Origin of the sequence: Pseudorhodobacter antarcticus (assembly GCF_900110135.1) — a bacterium.
Taxonomy (GTDB): domain Bacteria; phylum Pseudomonadota; class Alphaproteobacteria; order Rhodobacterales; family Rhodobacteraceae; genus Pseudorhodobacter; species Pseudorhodobacter antarcticus.
Window position 1 is genome coordinate 12,719 of sequence record NZ_FOCO01000026.1, and the last position, 14,510, is coordinate 27,228.

At 60.8% G+C, this 14,510-nt stretch carries 19 protein-coding genes and 1 pseudogene; 5 read left to right on the plus strand and 15 right to left on the minus strand.

Annotated elements, in window-relative coordinates; genetic code table 11:
- Complete coding sequence (locus BMY36_RS12785) at positions 1-216, minus strand: phage head-tail joining protein (RefSeq protein WP_050519545.1); 216 nt, start codon at positions 214-216, stop codon at positions 1-3.
- 65 nt (positions 217-281) lie between these two features.
- Between BMY36_RS12785 and BMY36_RS12790 the strand changes: the two genes are divergently transcribed.
- Positions 282-1,175, plus strand: a complete 894-nt coding sequence (locus tag BMY36_RS12790; protein WP_139194042.1) for a DUF1186 domain-containing protein — start codon at positions 282-284, stop codon at positions 1,173-1,175.
- Positions 1,176-1,197: 22 nt separating this feature from the next.
- Here BMY36_RS12790 and BMY36_RS12795 read toward each other — a convergent pair whose 3' ends face one another.
- Both BMY36_RS12795 and BMY36_RS12800 read right to left on the minus strand, forming a co-directional pair.
- Positions 1,198-3,201 carry a phage terminase large subunit family protein gene (locus tag BMY36_RS12795; RefSeq protein ID WP_050519547.1) on the minus strand — a complete coding sequence of 668 codons (2,004 nt, stop codon included), beginning with the start codon at positions 3,199-3,201 and terminating at the stop codon, positions 1,198-1,200.
- Entirely contained in the window at positions 3,149-3,751 is a 603-nt protein-coding gene (locus BMY36_RS12800) for a hypothetical protein (protein WP_050519581.1), read from the minus strand. Before BMY36_RS12800 ends, BMY36_RS12795 begins: the two co-directional genes overlap by 53 nt.
- Before the next feature lie 113 nt (positions 3,752-3,864).
- On the opposite strand from BMY36_RS12800, the gene BMY36_RS12805 reads away from it, so the two are divergent.
- The 4 genes from BMY36_RS12805 (at position 3,865) to BMY36_RS12820 (ending at position 5,321) form a co-directional block, all read left to right on the plus strand.
- Positions 3,865-4,083, plus strand: coding sequence for a hypothetical protein (locus BMY36_RS12805; protein WP_050519548.1), 219 nt, complete (start codon positions 3,865-3,867; stop codon positions 4,081-4,083).
- A gap of 11 nt (positions 4,084-4,094) precedes the next feature.
- Positions 4,095-4,409 carry a hypothetical protein gene (locus BMY36_RS12810; RefSeq protein WP_050519549.1) on the plus strand — a complete coding sequence of 105 codons (315 nt, stop codon included), beginning with the start codon at positions 4,095-4,097 and terminating at the stop codon, positions 4,407-4,409.
- Between the two features lie 72 nt (positions 4,410-4,481).
- On the plus strand, positions 4,482-4,706 hold the full coding sequence (locus BMY36_RS12815; protein ID WP_050519550.1) for a hypothetical protein: 225 nt from the start codon (positions 4,482-4,484) through the stop codon (positions 4,704-4,706).
- Positions 4,707-4,805: 99 nt separating this feature from the next.
- The gene (locus BMY36_RS12820; RefSeq protein WP_050519551.1) at positions 4,806-5,321 is read left to right on the plus strand and encodes a DUF3489 domain-containing protein; all 516 of its coding nucleotides are present in this window, start codon (positions 4,806-4,808) and stop codon (positions 5,319-5,321) included.
- Positions 5,322-5,346: 25 nt separating this feature from the next.
- On the opposite strand, the gene BMY36_RS12825 is transcribed toward BMY36_RS12820, so the two are convergent.
- The 12 genes and pseudogenes from BMY36_RS12825 to BMY36_RS12875 form a co-directional block, all read right to left on the minus strand.
- Complete coding sequence (locus tag BMY36_RS12825; protein WP_050519582.1) at positions 5,347-5,790, minus strand: hypothetical protein; 444 nt, start codon at positions 5,788-5,790, stop codon at positions 5,347-5,349.
- Positions 5,791-5,912: 122 nt separating this feature from the next.
- Positions 5,913-6,281 carry a hypothetical protein gene (locus BMY36_RS19960; RefSeq protein ID WP_050519552.1) on the minus strand — a complete coding sequence of 123 codons (369 nt, stop codon included), beginning with the start codon at positions 6,279-6,281 and terminating at the stop codon, positions 5,913-5,915.
- On the minus strand, positions 6,268-6,519 hold the full coding sequence (locus BMY36_RS12835; RefSeq protein ID WP_050519553.1) for a DUF7220 family protein: 252 nt from the start codon (positions 6,517-6,519) through the stop codon (positions 6,268-6,270). Before BMY36_RS12835 ends, BMY36_RS19960 begins: the two co-directional genes overlap by 14 nt.
- Positions 6,516-6,998 (minus strand): hypothetical protein, encoded by a 483-nt coding sequence (locus BMY36_RS20475; RefSeq protein WP_050519554.1) that lies wholly within the window; start codon positions 6,996-6,998, stop codon positions 6,516-6,518. The genes BMY36_RS12835 and BMY36_RS20475 overlap by 4 nt, the downstream gene beginning before the upstream one ends.
- A 208-nt stretch (positions 6,999-7,206) precedes the next feature.
- Positions 7,207-7,710: pseudogene (locus BMY36_RS20480) on the minus strand (DNA cytosine methyltransferase); the annotation flags it as partial.
- A gap of 3 nt (positions 7,711-7,713) precedes the next feature.
- Positions 7,714-8,967 carry a site-specific DNA-methyltransferase gene (locus BMY36_RS12845; protein ID WP_050519555.1) on the minus strand — a complete coding sequence of 418 codons (1,254 nt, stop codon included), beginning with the start codon at positions 8,965-8,967 and terminating at the stop codon, positions 7,714-7,716.
- Between the two features lie 634 nt (positions 8,968-9,601).
- Positions 9,602-10,030 (minus strand): DUF6362 family protein, encoded by a 429-nt coding sequence (locus BMY36_RS12850; RefSeq protein ID WP_050519556.1) that lies wholly within the window; start codon positions 10,028-10,030, stop codon positions 9,602-9,604.
- On the minus strand, positions 10,023-10,232 hold the full coding sequence (locus tag BMY36_RS12855) for a hypothetical protein (RefSeq protein WP_139194043.1): 210 nt from the start codon (positions 10,230-10,232) through the stop codon (positions 10,023-10,025). The genes BMY36_RS12850 and BMY36_RS12855 overlap by 8 nt, the downstream gene beginning before the upstream one ends.
- Positions 10,229-11,182: a crossover junction endodeoxyribonuclease RuvC gene (locus BMY36_RS21025; protein WP_462498439.1), complete on the minus strand. Its 954-nt coding sequence runs from the start codon at positions 11,180-11,182 to the stop codon at positions 10,229-10,231. The genes BMY36_RS12855 and BMY36_RS21025 overlap by 4 nt, the downstream gene beginning before the upstream one ends.
- Complete coding sequence (locus BMY36_RS12865; protein WP_050519557.1) at positions 11,179-13,482, minus strand: AAA family ATPase; 2,304 nt, start codon at positions 13,480-13,482, stop codon at positions 11,179-11,181. Before BMY36_RS12865 ends, BMY36_RS21025 begins: the two co-directional genes overlap by 4 nt.
- Positions 13,479-14,246, minus strand: coding sequence for a PD-(D/E)XK nuclease family protein (locus BMY36_RS12870; protein ID WP_050519558.1), 768 nt, complete (start codon positions 14,244-14,246; stop codon positions 13,479-13,481). Before BMY36_RS12870 ends, BMY36_RS12865 begins: the two co-directional genes overlap by 4 nt.
- On the minus strand, positions 14,246-14,446 hold the full coding sequence (locus BMY36_RS12875) for a DUF6511 domain-containing protein (protein WP_050519559.1): 201 nt from the start codon (positions 14,444-14,446) through the stop codon (positions 14,246-14,248). Before BMY36_RS12875 ends, BMY36_RS12870 begins: the two co-directional genes overlap by 1 nt.
- Between the last annotated feature and the right edge of the window lie 64 nt (positions 14,447-14,510).

Here is a 14,510-nt window from a genome sequence, read left to right on the forward strand (position 1 = left end):
TTACAGCCCTTTGCTGGTGATCACACGCACTTGGCGGATAATCTTGCGCCCCTCGGCCGCTGCGATCTCGCGGTCCAGTACCTCGATGGCTCGGTCGATTTCGGCGATGCTGCGGTAATCGACGGTCTTGCCGTCGTAACTGACCCGTGCCACGCCGGAGGAACGCTGTGCCGACAGTGCCTCACGGCGGGTTTTAAGGTCGGTGATTGTCGGCATATGAATTGACCCTTGGGTTAAAAGTGCTTCAGTTGATTGGCCTGCCCTCCATTGAAAGCGAACCCATGACCCCCTCCGAAATCATGCGCGACCTCGCGCGGGACGACATTTTCCCAAAGGCCGCCATGGCCGCTGCAGGCGAGCAGCGCGAAGCAATAACGCCGATCTTCCTTGAACTGGTTGCGAGGCTCGGACGCCAACACGTGTCCGCCATGCGCGGCGCTGATCTGATGGCCCTTATCCCGGTCTTCTATCTGCTAGGCGAATGGCGGGTTATTCATGCCTATCGCCCCTTGCTTCACATGCTGCGCCGTCCGACCAGAACCCTCGATCACACCCTTGGCGATGCGGTGACGGAAGTCAGCTTTCGCGTCATCGCGGGCACCTTTGACGGCGATCTGCAGCCCTTGTTCGAGGCCATTCTTGATCTGCAAGCCGACGATTTCGCGCGCAGCTCCCTGATGAATGCGCTTGTCCTGATCGCAGACATCCATCCTGACCAGCGGCCCGCGATTGAGGATTTCATCCGGACCTTCCGGAGGCGCCACCCCAAGGCATCGACAGATGTGCTGTCAGGGTGGACCGAGACAGTTTCCGATCTTGGTCTTGATGACATGGCCGAAGCAGTTCGCGAGCTTTTCGACAAAGGCCTGATCCCCAAAGATTACTGCGACTTCTCACATTTCCTCGAAGATCTGCAGGCGACGCGTGATGCGAACGGTGCCCCAGGCAACCCCCGTTACGGCGAGGGACTGATCACCGATTCCATCGCTGAGCTGTCGAAATGGCACTGCTACACAGATGCATTCTTCGAGCAGCAAAAGATGCGCAAGGTCAGCAACGACCTGCGCGTGGCGCCTTGGACCGAGTTCTTCAAGAATCCAGCACCCCCGGTCGGCCGCAACGACCCATGTCTCTGCGGCAGCGGCAAGAAGTTCAAGAAATGCTGTTTGCAATGAAGCAGCGCTAAGCTTGGACCAATCACCGCATATAATTTGACGCCACAGACCTGCGCCGCGCCGGACTGCGCACAGCACGAATGGATCCTGCTGCGGCCACCTTATCTTGTGACTCGTCACCGTTGCCGTTGCCGTCCCCGGCCACCTGCGTCTCCAGATCAACCCAGCGCGCCTCTGACCAGCGATCAGCCCCGACAATCCAGGCGGCGGCGCGGGCGTAGACCCGGCAATCCAGCGCCTCGTTGCGTTCGCGCAGCTTTTGCCATTCAAGCCGGGCAAAGCCGCGTTTGGTGCGTACCGTGACCAATTCCTCGGCCACCAGCTGCTTCAGCCATTCGCTATCCACCCAATCAGGTAGATGCACCGTGCCCGGCGGATGCGTTGCCCCCTCGGCAAGTTCCTCCTTCGTCGGGCGCGGCAGGCCGAGATGGCGATAGGTTTCAGCCTTGAAGGTGGACACCGCCACCGTCCAGAGCCGCGCGCCCCGGCGCAGGCGTTTGCCAGCGTCCGTCACATCGACATAGGTCGGGCCCGAAACCGGGCTGGAACGATTGAACCCTTCGACGCCCTTGACCGGAGCAACCTGCGCCACCCCTTGCCGCCGCGACCAGCCATAAACGGCCGGAGCCTCATAGCCGGTATCAATGGCGAGCTTGGCCAGCCGCAACTGCGGACCGTTTTGGTGGATCCAAGTTCGGTCCAGTAGCTTTGTCAGCTCGGCCCACGCACCCTGATGATCGGGGCCGCCCTCAATCACGATGTGATCGACCAGCCAGCTTGTGCCGCCCCGACCCCAGGCCCAGACGTCAACCTCGATCCGGTCCTTCTGCACATCGGCCCCAGCGGTCAGGAACAGACCGCCTGCAGGCACAATGCCCGGCTTCCATGTTTCGCGGCGATCATAGAGCCGCGACCAGTCCGGTGCTTCGCCGGTTTCCACCCATGTTTCGCCCAGGATGGTGTTCTTGAACGCCCGGATCGCTTCATCCGAGCCTTGCGCTGCCTCCCATGCCCGCACGATCCGCTCCCAGCTGAGCCAGCCGATCGGCGAATACAGCGCCGAGAGGTGATAGCCGACGGTGCCGGGATCAGAGGCGACAGCAGTTGCCCGCCATTCGCCCGCCTCCAACAACGCCGTCTTGTGATGTTCGGCGATGGCGCGGTCGCAGCCCTCGCAATGGTATGCCGCCGCCTCAGGCCGCCCCTTGTCCCAGCGCAGCCGCTCGAACTTCAGCCACTGGAACTGGCTACAATGCGGGCACGGCACGAAGAACCGGCGTTGATCGCTGGCCTCATATTCCCGTTCGATCCGGCTCAGCCCCCGGATCGTGGGGGTCGAGACCAGGAAGATCTTGCGCCGGTGTGCGAAGGTCAGTGACCGCGCTTCGGCAAGGCTGACTGGATCGCCCTCATCATCGGCCGAGGCCGGATAGGCATCAACCTCATCGAGAAAAATGTAGCGCGCTGGCGTGGAGCGCAGCCCGACCGCCGAGTTTGCCCCGGTCATGATCAGGATGCCGCCCGCGAATTCCTTCGACAGCATGGTGTTGCCCGCATCCCGCGACCGCGCTGGTTTAACCAGTTCGCGCAGTGCCACGCTTTCCTCGATCAGCGGATCGATCCGCTGGCGCGAGTTGCGTTTTGCCAGTTCCACCGTCGGCTGCACCGCCAGCATTGGTCCCGGCGCATGGTGGATGGCAAAGCCGATCCAGTTGTTCCCAGCTTCAGTCGCACCAACCTGTGCCGCCTTCATGAACACAATGCGCTGGACGGCAGAACTCGGCGACAGCGCATCCATGATCTCGCGCATATAAGGCGTGCGCGCCGTGCGGTAGCGTCCTGGCTCAGCGCTGGCACGTGATCCCAGCATCCGGTGCGCATCGGCCCACTCCGACACCGTCAGATCGGCATCGGGTTGGAGGCCCCGGCCCCAGCTGCGCAGCAGTTGATCAGAACCATCGAAGGGTTCTGTCTCAACGAAGGTCGATGCGGACCTCGGCGAGGGTGTCGAGTTGGGCAAGGACATAGGCTTCCAGCACCTTCTGCATCATGACGGGCTCAAGACTTCCCTGATCCGCAATCATCACCCCCAATTCTGACGCCATCAGCGCCGCTGCGCGCGCGGGCCAGGTCACCCATGCGTCGCGCTCCTCACGGGCCAGCCGGAACACCAGCCCCACCGCGCGGTCGCGGTCGATCAGCTCACCCTTTAATTTGGCCAGCTTCAGCTTGCGCTCCTGCGCCTTCAGCACCTCGTTGGCGGTCTTGGCCTGCAGGAAGGTTGTGCCGCCGCCTGTGACTGGTGGCACCAGACCGTTCTCGCGCAGAGTGTCACCAACCGCCGATACCGCGGTGTCGGGAACCGGCTTTAGCTTGGATGCGGGTGGCGGGGCGGGAGATGTTTTGCCACGCTGCTTTGCCGGATCCGTCATCGCGGCGCGGTGCAGGTCAGAGGCTGCGGCATCAATCGAGCCATCGGCATGCAGGACCAGCCGCCCGGTCTCCTTGGCCTTCTGGATCGCGCCCCGCGACAGGCCGACATGGGCCGCGTATTGGCGCTCGCTCATGCCCTGCATCTCGAACCCCGTATCCTTCATAAAGCAATGATATTGCTTTGAAATGAGTTGATTACACCCTGCGATGGAGCGATTCTGGGATCAGGAAATCACCCCGGATCGGAGACCAGATCATGACCGCAATTACAACCATCCGCATAGACCACGCAGCGCTTCCCGCACCCTTCGACCGCTCGCATCCGAACGCCGTCGCCGAGGCCATAGAGGCCGCGCTGCGCGAAGACGGGATCATCGCCGAAGCCTCGGACGTGATCTCGCATCTCAAGATTGAGCTGCCGACCACCCAGCTTGCTGCCGCCAGCGCGGTGCTGGCCAGCTTGCACCTGATCTGAGGGGAATGACCATGAGCACCCGCGCGCAGATTGCTATCCAAATCGGTCCCGACGCTTGGGCCCATGTTTATTGCCATTATGATGGCTACCCCAGCCACATGCTGCCTGCACTGGCGCGCTGGACGCCCGAGGACATCCTCGCCGCCAAAGAAATCCGGCAAGTCCGGGCAGACGCCCTCGACTGTTTTGATCCACCGCGCGCGCCGCAAATCCTGCCACATCCGACCTGCCAGCTGTGCCACCTTTATCTCTGGCAAGACGGTGGCTGGGTGGATGCCACCGACCGCGCCAAGGGACCTAAAAGCAATATTATTGCACTGAATTGACTACGATAATCACCCCATCAGAGCGATGATTGTCTCAACAAAACGATACGACTCGCTCAAGGAGCTAACCCTATGACCCGCCGCGCCACCGACAATTCAAAAGCCCTCAACGCCTTCCTCGCTGCCAAGGTCGAGATCGACACCATGCTCGAACGCCTGAAAGCCCTCAGCGCAGACCATTTCGACGCCCACCCTGACGAGATCAAGTGGGGCCATGTCGGAACCCTGAACCATTACGCGGGACTGCTGCGCCAGATCAGCGACAGCGCCTTCTGCGAGGGCGAACACGCAACGTGATCTTTTGCCCCCGACACAACACAAGGTCAGCCCGCCACTGGCGGGCTTCACCCGGTAGAAGGTGACGCATGTCGCGTCGCCTGTTAACCGGAGACCGTCATGACCCAAATTCATCTGTCCGATGCCCAATCCGTCATTCTGTCCGCAGCCTGCGCCCGCGAAGACGGGATGGTGTTCCCCGTCACCGCCAGCCTCAAGGGCGGCGCTGTGGGCAATGTCTGCAAGAGCCTGCTCAAGCGCGGGTTGATCGAGGAGATCGTCGCCGCTGATCCCGACACGGTCTGGCGCCACGATGCGGATCGCGGGCCGATTACATTGCGAACAGCATTGCATGGGTATGTGGTGCTTGGCATCACCAACGCGCCTGCGCCCGAAGGGATTGCCGCCAATCCCGCATGGGAACCTCTCCGCAGACGCACCGGCAGCAAGCAGGACACATTGATAGCGATGCTTCAGGCCGAGCGGGGTGCAAGCATCGATGAAATCGCCACCACCCTTGACTGGCAACATCACACAACGCGTGGCGTAATTTCAGGCGTTTTGAAGAAAAAGCTTGGCCTGAAAATCACCTCCGAGAAGGTCGACGAGAGAGGGCGGGTGTACCGCTTGTCTTGACTTGGAAACGTCATGGCGCCGATGTCTAGCTTCCGATCTGACGCTGCTCCAATGTCTCGTCGTCACCATCTGATTTCATGACATTCCCAATCAGGTGCTCCACCATTTCGCTGAAATACCCGGTCAACTCACGGTGTAGGCTTTGGAACTCTGCGGCAATCGTACGTTCAAATTCGCTTTTGCGCACCCGAACCATAACCGTGGTGCGCCGCTGTCGAGGATAGCGATAAGGCTTTATTTCATGTTTCCGACACAGCGCTACAAACAATTTGACCGCCCAGACGTCGGGAAGAGAATATTGCAGCTCAATCTCCGGTTCCGCTGCCGCTTTGCCACCCAAATCCAGCCGGGCTTGCATACGCTCGAGCGCAGCACCCGCCGCAGCGCGCTCTCCCTCTGTCGCACCACGGGCGAAGAGCGCTTCCAACTTGGCAAGCCGATCGCGTATATCCTGCTGTGGTATCGTCATCATCGGCTCCCTTATTTACGCGGAGCATAAATCACTGAGGTCGTTTTAGGTCAACCCGCAGAACGGCCAAACCGGACAACTCCCGTTGGAGCAACCTGACTGTCCTGCCCAGCGACAGATTGTCATTGCTGGGCCAATACCGCCCGGATTGCAGCGAGGCTGATGCCAAACTGCTTTGACAGCACGGATGGTTTGACCCCTGCCTCAATCGATGACCGCACCAGGCTGACCTGAGATCGTGTCAGATCATGGGCCGTACTATCGACCTTACCTATCCGCCGCTTATCAGGGGCCACCGGGTCTGCTTTCTGAGGTAGGTTCCGGCGCATCATTTCTTGGAGCACAGCATCCCGAAGCTTTTCCAAATCATCATCTGACGCGTATTGAAGTGACAGGCCGAGGTTACTCGGCAAAAGCCGACGAGGCTCGTCCGCTACCACGATCGGCCTCGCAGGGTTCAGTTTTTTCGCTGGCTCATCAGATGCTGTCATCCTTTGAATTATGCCGCGTAACGCCAACCACCGCAATTGTGTCAAACAGCCGCCGCAGTGCATAAGATCTGGCCAAGGATATGATCACAAAGATCAGTCCTATCACCAGATGTTCATGCAGCGTGACCTCAATACTAAACCAAGGAAACACCAGCAGCTGGGTGGCGATCGCCAGCACATAACCGACCACGACATTCGTTGCGGCCTCAACCAGCGACATGGTCCGCGACTGTTTCACCCCGCCACCTCATCCATCGGCCAGCAGTTCAGCTGCCAGAGCTCGCAGCGCATGCGCTGCAACCAAGGGGACCACACCGTTGCCACAGAGGCGAAGCCGGTCCACCCGGTGGGCCAGCCCATCAGCGCCTCGACGAACAGCGGGTTCAAGGTCCGGCGCACATCGGAGGTATCGCTCCCAGCCACCTTCATCACCAGGACCTGGCGGCCAAGCAGGCCGTTGACCGGCGTGTTCGCCAATGTCGTCGCCCCGTCCTTGTGGTCGCGCGCCGTCGGCGTCATCCACATACGGCTGGCGTGGGTCAGATCGGCCGTCCGGCGGTTGCCCGCGCTCGGCTTGCAGCCGTCGTTCGCCATAGGCGTCGGCCAGTCGCGCGCCATCTGGTCCAGACCCTTCTCGTCGCGCCTCTCGCCACCCCGGCTGCGGAAACTGTCGGTCTGCGGCGTCGGCCACATCGCGGCGCTCGTTGCCAGGTTCATCCCGTGTTTGCCCGCTTCCTGTGATGGCGTTGGTTTCGTCTGCCGGTTCTCGTTTGCACTCGCCCTCGGCGTCGGCCACAGCCGCATCATTTCCGTCCGGTTCCCGCCACTCGACCGGATCCCAGAGCAGGCGCGCGGGGTCGGCCAGCGCGTCACCCTCGCGGATAGCGAGGATGAACAGCCGCTCGCGCCGATGGGGCGCACCGACTTCCGCCGCCGTAAAGAGGCCTGCCGCAAGGCGGTAGCCCATGCTGACCAGTCCGCTGGCGACTTCGGGGAAGCCGAGGCGGAGATGATGTGCGACATTCTCAAGGAAGACGAAGGGCGGTTTGATCTCACCGATGATGCGGGCGACATGTGGCCAGAGATGGCGTGGGTCATCTGCGCCAAGCCGTTTGCCTGCGATCGAAAATGGCTGGCATGGATATCCTGCACTGAGGATATCCACAGCGCCGCGCCACGGTCGGCCGTCGAAGGTTCCAACGTCGTCCCAGACAACAGCCTGATCCAAGGCCGCGTCTTCCATCCGCGCCACGAGAGTGGCTGCAGCAAAGGTTTCCCGCTCGACATAGCCCACAGTTCGATATCCGGGGATGGCGATGGTGAGCCCGAGGTCGAGACCGCTTGCGCCGGAACAGAGAGACAGGCCGAAGAGGCATGCGTCTGCGGTTCCAGCAACGCGGCCAGAGGGATGTACAGCCAGGTCATTCATGCCTCAATCGTCTTTGTTCTTGATTTTGTTGAAGGTCTTGTCCGAGCCGGACAGAACGGCGTTCTGGCCCGTAAATGCCTGCCACCGCTTCACGGCGACATCGACATAGGCTGGGTTTAATTCGATCCCAAAGCACACTCGCCCGGTCGTTTCCGCCGCGATCAGCGTCGTGCCCGATCCCATGAAGGGCTCGTAGACGGCTTGCCCGGGGCTCGAGTTGTTCAGGATGGGCCGGCGCATACATTCGACCGGCTTTTGCGTCCCATGAACAGTTTCTGCATCCTGATCCTTGTTTGCGATCTGCCAGAGCGTCGTCTGCTTGCGGTCGCCCGCCCAGTGGCCCTTGCCGGTCTTTTTCACGGCATAGAGGCACGGCTCGTGCTGCCAGTGATAATCGCCGCGGCTTAGCACCAGACGGTCTTTTGCCCAGATGATTTGCGAGCGGATGTTAAAGCCTGAGGCAATCAGGCTGTCGGCGACCGTGGTCGCGTGCAGTGCTCCGTGCCAGACATAGGCGACATCGCCTGGGAACAGCGCCCAGGCCTCGCGCCAGTCAGCGCGGTCATCATTCAGCACCTTTCCGGTACGCTTGGTCGCAGCGGCACCTGCCTTGTTCCGCCAGCCAGGATCGTATTCGACGCCGTAAGGCGGATCGGTGACCATCAACAGGGGCTGCACATTGCCCAGCAGGCGTTCCACATCAGTGGCCACTGTCGCATCACCGCAGAGAAGCCGATGCTTGCCAAGCACCCAGAGATCACCGGACCGGCTAATCGGGGTTTCAGGCACCTCTGGAACGTCGTCTTCGCCGTCACGGGATGCGGCTTCGGGATCACCCCCACCCGCCAACAAGGCTTCAAGTTCATCATCCTCAAACCCGATAAGCGACAGGTCGTAATCTTCAGCCAGCAGATCGTTCAACTCAGCCGACAGCAGCGCCTCGTCCCATGCGCCGAGTTCGGTCAATTTATTATCCGCAATGCGGTAGGCGCGCCGCTGGGCCTCGGTCAGATGCCCCAAAACGATCACCGGCGCTTCGGTCAGCCCGAGTTGCGTTGCCGCCAGCACCCGACCATGGCCCGCTATCAACTCGCCGTCTTCCGCGACCAGGCACGGCACCGTCCAGCCAAACTCCGCCATGCTGGCGGCAATCTTGGCAACCTGATCCGCGCCATGCGTTTTGGCATTACGGGCATAGGGCTGCAAGCGCACGAGCGGCCATTGCTCGATGCGCTCCGGGGCGAAGCTGAGGGTCATGAAAAAATCCTATTTTTTATTCGCTTGCACAGAATCACAAAACCGTGATGTCTTTGCCCATCGTTCTGGAAGCCCAAGCTCAGAATGGTGAGGGAGATCCAGCTTCGCCTGTGAGCAGGCAAAGCTTGGACCTATCCGCTCTTCGCAGAGCGAGTTTGGCGGCGTGTTTGGGAGGAGACGCCGCCGAACTGAGCCCTGCTGGCTGGACTCCTCCAAGTCGGAATCCACTGGCTTCAAGCTGGATTCCGGAGTCCAGGGCATCAACCCCGGAGTCCACCAGACAAGTGTCTGTTTTATTGTGCTATTTCAGGGTTTTCAGGTGGACTTCACGAGGGGTGGACTCCCAAAAAAATCGCCCTGACGCTAGCGATATGCCGCTCTGCGCCCCCCCGTATACCGTTCTGGCACGAAGGGACCCGCAAAACTACGCTGCGACCCTAGCTCGGCTTGCTGGACCCCGAACTGGACCCCGGTTCGGACTCTGGGGTCCACCACGGTATCCACCCGAAGATCGTTTGCACGGGCAGTCTTCTACACGCGCCTCTCCCGAGTATATCCAATTCATACCCTCGGGAGCCGGTTTATGTCCATTCGAAAAGTGTCCGGCGGACACTTTCCTATCCCGCACGATCCCCTACGCCGCACCTGCCAGTTTGATTACCTTCTGCTTCGACAGGTTGCGATTGAACCGACGGTTGTTAAGGCGCAGCGCAATCACGGACAGCCCAAAAAGCCAGTGCTGATTGGCAGCGGATCGCTGCAAACCCACTGTCCAGCAGATCTCCTTCCACCGCGTTCCATAGGCACGCAGCCAGATGATCTTGCCGTCGACCGGGTCAAGGCCCACCGTCCAGGTCAGCGTCTCCTCCATTCGGCTGATGGCTTTGGGCGATGGCAGGACGCGCATGAGCTTGGGTTCCTGTTCGACCTTGTCCGCAAAGCTGTAGGCGAACTCGGGCCAGGTGCTGAAGTAACCCGACAGGCGTGGCTCGGGCAGGCGCTTGAGAACCCATGCGGCTTCGGCCAGCCGGGCTTCGACGATGCTTGGGGTCCAGTCAGCCATGGCGCACCCCCTGCCCTTCGGGCCGCTTGCCATAGAGTTTTTCGCCAAGCTGGCGAATGAGCTCTCGCTCAGGCCAGGTCAGCCGGTCATCGTCGATGGCGACAGCCAGCAATCCCTGTTCCTTCCAGCCCTCTCGCTTGACCTCGTCAGGCTGGCGGCGGTGCCCGCCGTAGCCCTTGGGCGTGAAGCGCATGCCGGTCATCGCGCACCTCCGTGGGTTTCCAGTGCCCACAGCAGGATGGCGATGGCATCAGCCTCGTTGTCGTCGGCCGGGCTGAAGCCCCGCGAACGGGCCGATGCGATCATGGCCAACTTGTCGGCATTGCCACGGCCAGTGGCATGTTTTTTGATCGTGCCCACAGGCACGCCCTGATAAGGCACGCCCCGCAGCTCGGCCCATGAGGTCAGGGTCGCCATCAGGCCGCCGTAGACGTGGGCTGCGTCAGTGCCGGTGTGGCGCCGGACCTCTTCGAACCAGATTGACCCTATCGGTCCAGACAGGCGGTCCAGCTCACCCAGCCAGTTGGTGAAGCGCAGGTAGCGCATGCCGCCACCGTCGAAGCGGCCGGGCCGGAAGCTGACGGTCCCGCTGGTGATCAGCCCGTCATAGCCGCGCAGAGCCCAGCCGGTTGTGGTGCCGAGGTCGAGGGCAAGGATTGTACGGGCCGTTTGCGGCGGCAGTGGCGATTCAGGTCTTGCGCCTCGGATCGTGGCGCGTTGAGGTAGGTCAGCCATGGGCGGTTTCCTTTTTGGGTGGATTGCTCGGGTGGAAGACGACGGCGGTTGATGCTTGGCGGTACTGGCCGCCGTCGTCGGATTTGGGTTCGGTCCAAGACTTGGGTCCCAGAACGATGCCCAGGGGTAGGTGGTGATCCTCCCGCGTTTAGCGGGGAGGTCACCTACCCCCTTAGGGGTACTTTTTTTGAAATTTGAAATTTGGCATAAGGTATTGAAATTATTCGTGTATTTCAAATTTCTCATCAGATTTGGCCGGCCCCCCAGAGAAATTTGAAATTGACCCTTTAAGACATTGAAACCAGACGTAAAAAGCCAGATTTCAAATTTGTTAAAGAGTTCAAATTTGGCCCAAAAAGTCCAAATTTGGCTCCAAGTGGTCCAAATTTCGCATGTGGTTCTGAGGGAAATAGTCATGGATTTGCGCCCTCCGCATAGACCCAAACGGCCGGGTTTTCGACTGGCAGGACAGCTCCGGTTTGAGCGCATTTGTAATGGCTGGGCAGGATTTGGATTGCCTCGGGCAGCACTTCTCCAGTGTCCGCATCGACGGTCTCCACCCCGCTTGCGAGGATCATATGCTCCACGCAAAGGTAGCCGTATTTGCTGTTATCGGGCGGCAGCCCAATTTCGGTAGCCGCATCAGCTTTTACAAACTTTACGACGCCCTTGGTCGTGAGCACGTTCAACCGGGCGCGAATTCCTGATGCGCCGCTGAGGCTCGCCTTATTCTCAAAGCCCTCGGCAAACTGGGTCATGGTGTACATTTTGCCCTGCATGGCTTCGTTCATAAGAATGGTGACAATCACCTCACCTTTTCGATCCCGCTCGGCATCGTGTTTTGCTCCAAGATCGACCCGAACCAGCCGCTCGTTAATTGGATTGATCTCCACCCATTCCCCGTGGACTTTGTCGATCAGCTTCGGTGCCAAGGCAGGCCCATTGCGCAGTTCGATCTCCAGTTTGCGCTGGGGGCTTTCCTCGTCAGGACGGTGCAGGATCAGGCCAGAGGTATAGAAGCCGCGCAGCGCACTGGCTCCGGAGAGCGCCAGAAAAGGATCGTCCTTGACCTGCAGCTTGCTGAGCTTTTTGGTGTGGTGGGCGAGGATGACACCGCAGTCGGGGTTGATATGATCGCGCAGAACCTCGACCCGCTCCTTGAGGAAGAACATCATGGCAGTGTTGTCGTTTTCACCGCCGCCGTCGGGTCCGCCGTCAAAGATATTGCGAATTGGATCGATGCAGATGATGTCGACCGGATCGGCAGGGAAGGCACGCCGAATGGCCTCGGCCACGCGCATGCTGCCTTCCGTATCGAGCAGCATCTTCAGCTTCGGTGTCGCGACCAGGTTGTCGCGCGCGCCAGCCAAAACCCTTTGCGGCAGCGAAATCTGCTTCATCCGTTCGCGCAGATAATGATACTGGATTTCGGCCTGCAGGTAGAACACGCGCAGGGGACGCGGCGGTGTGAAGTCGAGAAACGGCACGCCAGCGGCCATATGGACAAGCCAGGAGACCAGCAGGTCACTCTTGCCGACCTTGGGTGCCCCGCCCAGCACCAGAAGCCCACCGGGCGTCAGCACGCGCGGAGCGATGATATCAGCGGGCATCGGGCTCTGGTCGTCCAGCAGTGCACCTAGCGAGAAGGCTGGCACGTCTTGTGGGCCCGGTGCGTTGTTGACCAGCCTGAGCAGCGGCGGGCCATTCTTCTCAATGTGCTTGGCCCAGAGGCGCTCGGATTCCGCCTTCAGGCGCTCTTCTGGCCAGCTGGGGCGAAGGGCGGCGGCATTGTAGCCGCGGATTGCCTCCCAGCCCTCATCAGGCGACATACGACCTTCATGGACCATGCGCAGAAAATGCCCAATGGCGGCACTGGCTCCGGTGAAGCGGCTCCACTCATCCTGATCGCCTTCGCGCACCGGCGTGGTCAGCACCGCGTCCAGCGTCGGCTTACCGGAAGCGGCAGTCCCGGTGCTGGCCATCCCCGCGCCCGGTATTGGCGGCATCTCCGCCACACGCACGGCAAATTCGTCGAGGTCGACTTCAGTGCTGTGGTGCTCACGGATTTGCACCAGGCGCTGATGCCCGTGCTTGTGATAAACTGAACCCGCTACCCGGATCGGCTGATGCGCGGAGCGAAAATGCGTGTCGCCGCCGACCTTGAGGGCGATCTCACCCCGCAGGCGGCAAAGCTCGGCCAGCGCCGTTCCCTCGGCAGATTCGGTCATGCGCCACCAGACATGCAGCTTGCTGGCACCTTCTGAGGTGCGCCCGCCGCTTTCGATGATCAGGGTGGGCTGGCCAAGATGGTGCAGCAGGTGGTCAAGTTTGGCAGGGATATCACCTGCGTCGAGATCGACGACCAACGCCTGCATCTGCAGCACATCGGCGGATTTGGCCTGTCCGGCTGCCGTGACTGTGCCAGGGATCACATAGACGGCCGCGCCTTCGCGCCACGCCCAATTGGCGAAAGTCGCGAGCTTGGTTTGCGCGGTGGCATCGGCGTCGATCCAGATATTGTGAGGTCGACCCTCTTTGCCTTGACCCATGTCGACAAAGCCCCGGACCGGGATCAGGCCCTCGGAGTAGCCGAAGACGACGTCAATGAAGGTTTCGATCTGGGCGGGATCCGGCTCGACGCCGAACGGGTCCTCGATCAAGGGTGCGTCGTTGAAATCCTGCCAAGGGTTGAAGTGGATGATGTTGTCGTCGCTCATGCGGGCATCCCCCAGCAGCGCTCAGCCCATGGGCAGAAGCGGCATTCAAAGAAGTCGCGCTTCTGGGCTATGCGCGGCAGCAGCTCGCCCGCGTCGGTGGCCTGCAGAATCCGCACACCGCGATCAGACATCCGCTGCGCCAAATCGGCATCGAACGGCACCAACTCGTGGTGCATCTCGGCTGTATCCTTGTTGATTGCGGTGAACAGCGCTGGCGCGGCGCTAATGCCGGGGACTGTCGCGTCCATATAGGCCTGGTAGACCGCGATCTGGGCTGCATAGACCGGTTTGGATTTGGTGACCCCGTCCTTGACGCAAGCACGCCAGTTCTTCGCGTTCATCGTCTTGCATTCCCAGAGTGCGGGAATGGCTAACCCAAAGCCTTCTGGCCCTGCGGCGATGATGCCATCGACATGGCCACGAATGCGCCCACCAGCGATAGAAAAGCCAAACTGGCCGCCGTCAGGGCGATTGCCCTTGCGGGTGTAGAGATCAAAGCCAGCCTGCCGCAGCCAAGCCACCGCCAGATCCTCAAGGACATGCCCGATGGCGAAGATGCGCAGCAACTGGCCACTGAACTCCTGGCCCTCATCCTTGGCCGCATGCGTAAACTCAAACTGCAGCGCGCGTTCGCAGGCATGGCCAAGGCGCGAGCCACCAAGATAATCGCGCGGGGTGCGGGCGGCATTGTCAGCGGTCAGGGTTGCGTCGACTGCGGCGTTCACCTTGTCGGCAAAGCTGGGGCGGGAATTGTAGTCCAGCATCAGAACGGCGCCTCCTGGGATTTTGCGATGCGCGACATCTCGGCGCCGTAGCCTTCGAGCACCTCTTCGATCAGGGCGGTCACGTCTGTCTCGTTCAGATCGCACAGGCGTTTGCTCCAGCCGATCTGGTCCATGGTCTGTCCAAGGCGCTTCATCACGAGCGCGATGGCGAGACGTTCTTCGTCGGTCGTTCCAATCATATTCAGTCCTCTTTTGAAGCGCATGGCGAAGACCCCCTGGCAGGGCATGGAGCAAAACCAGCGG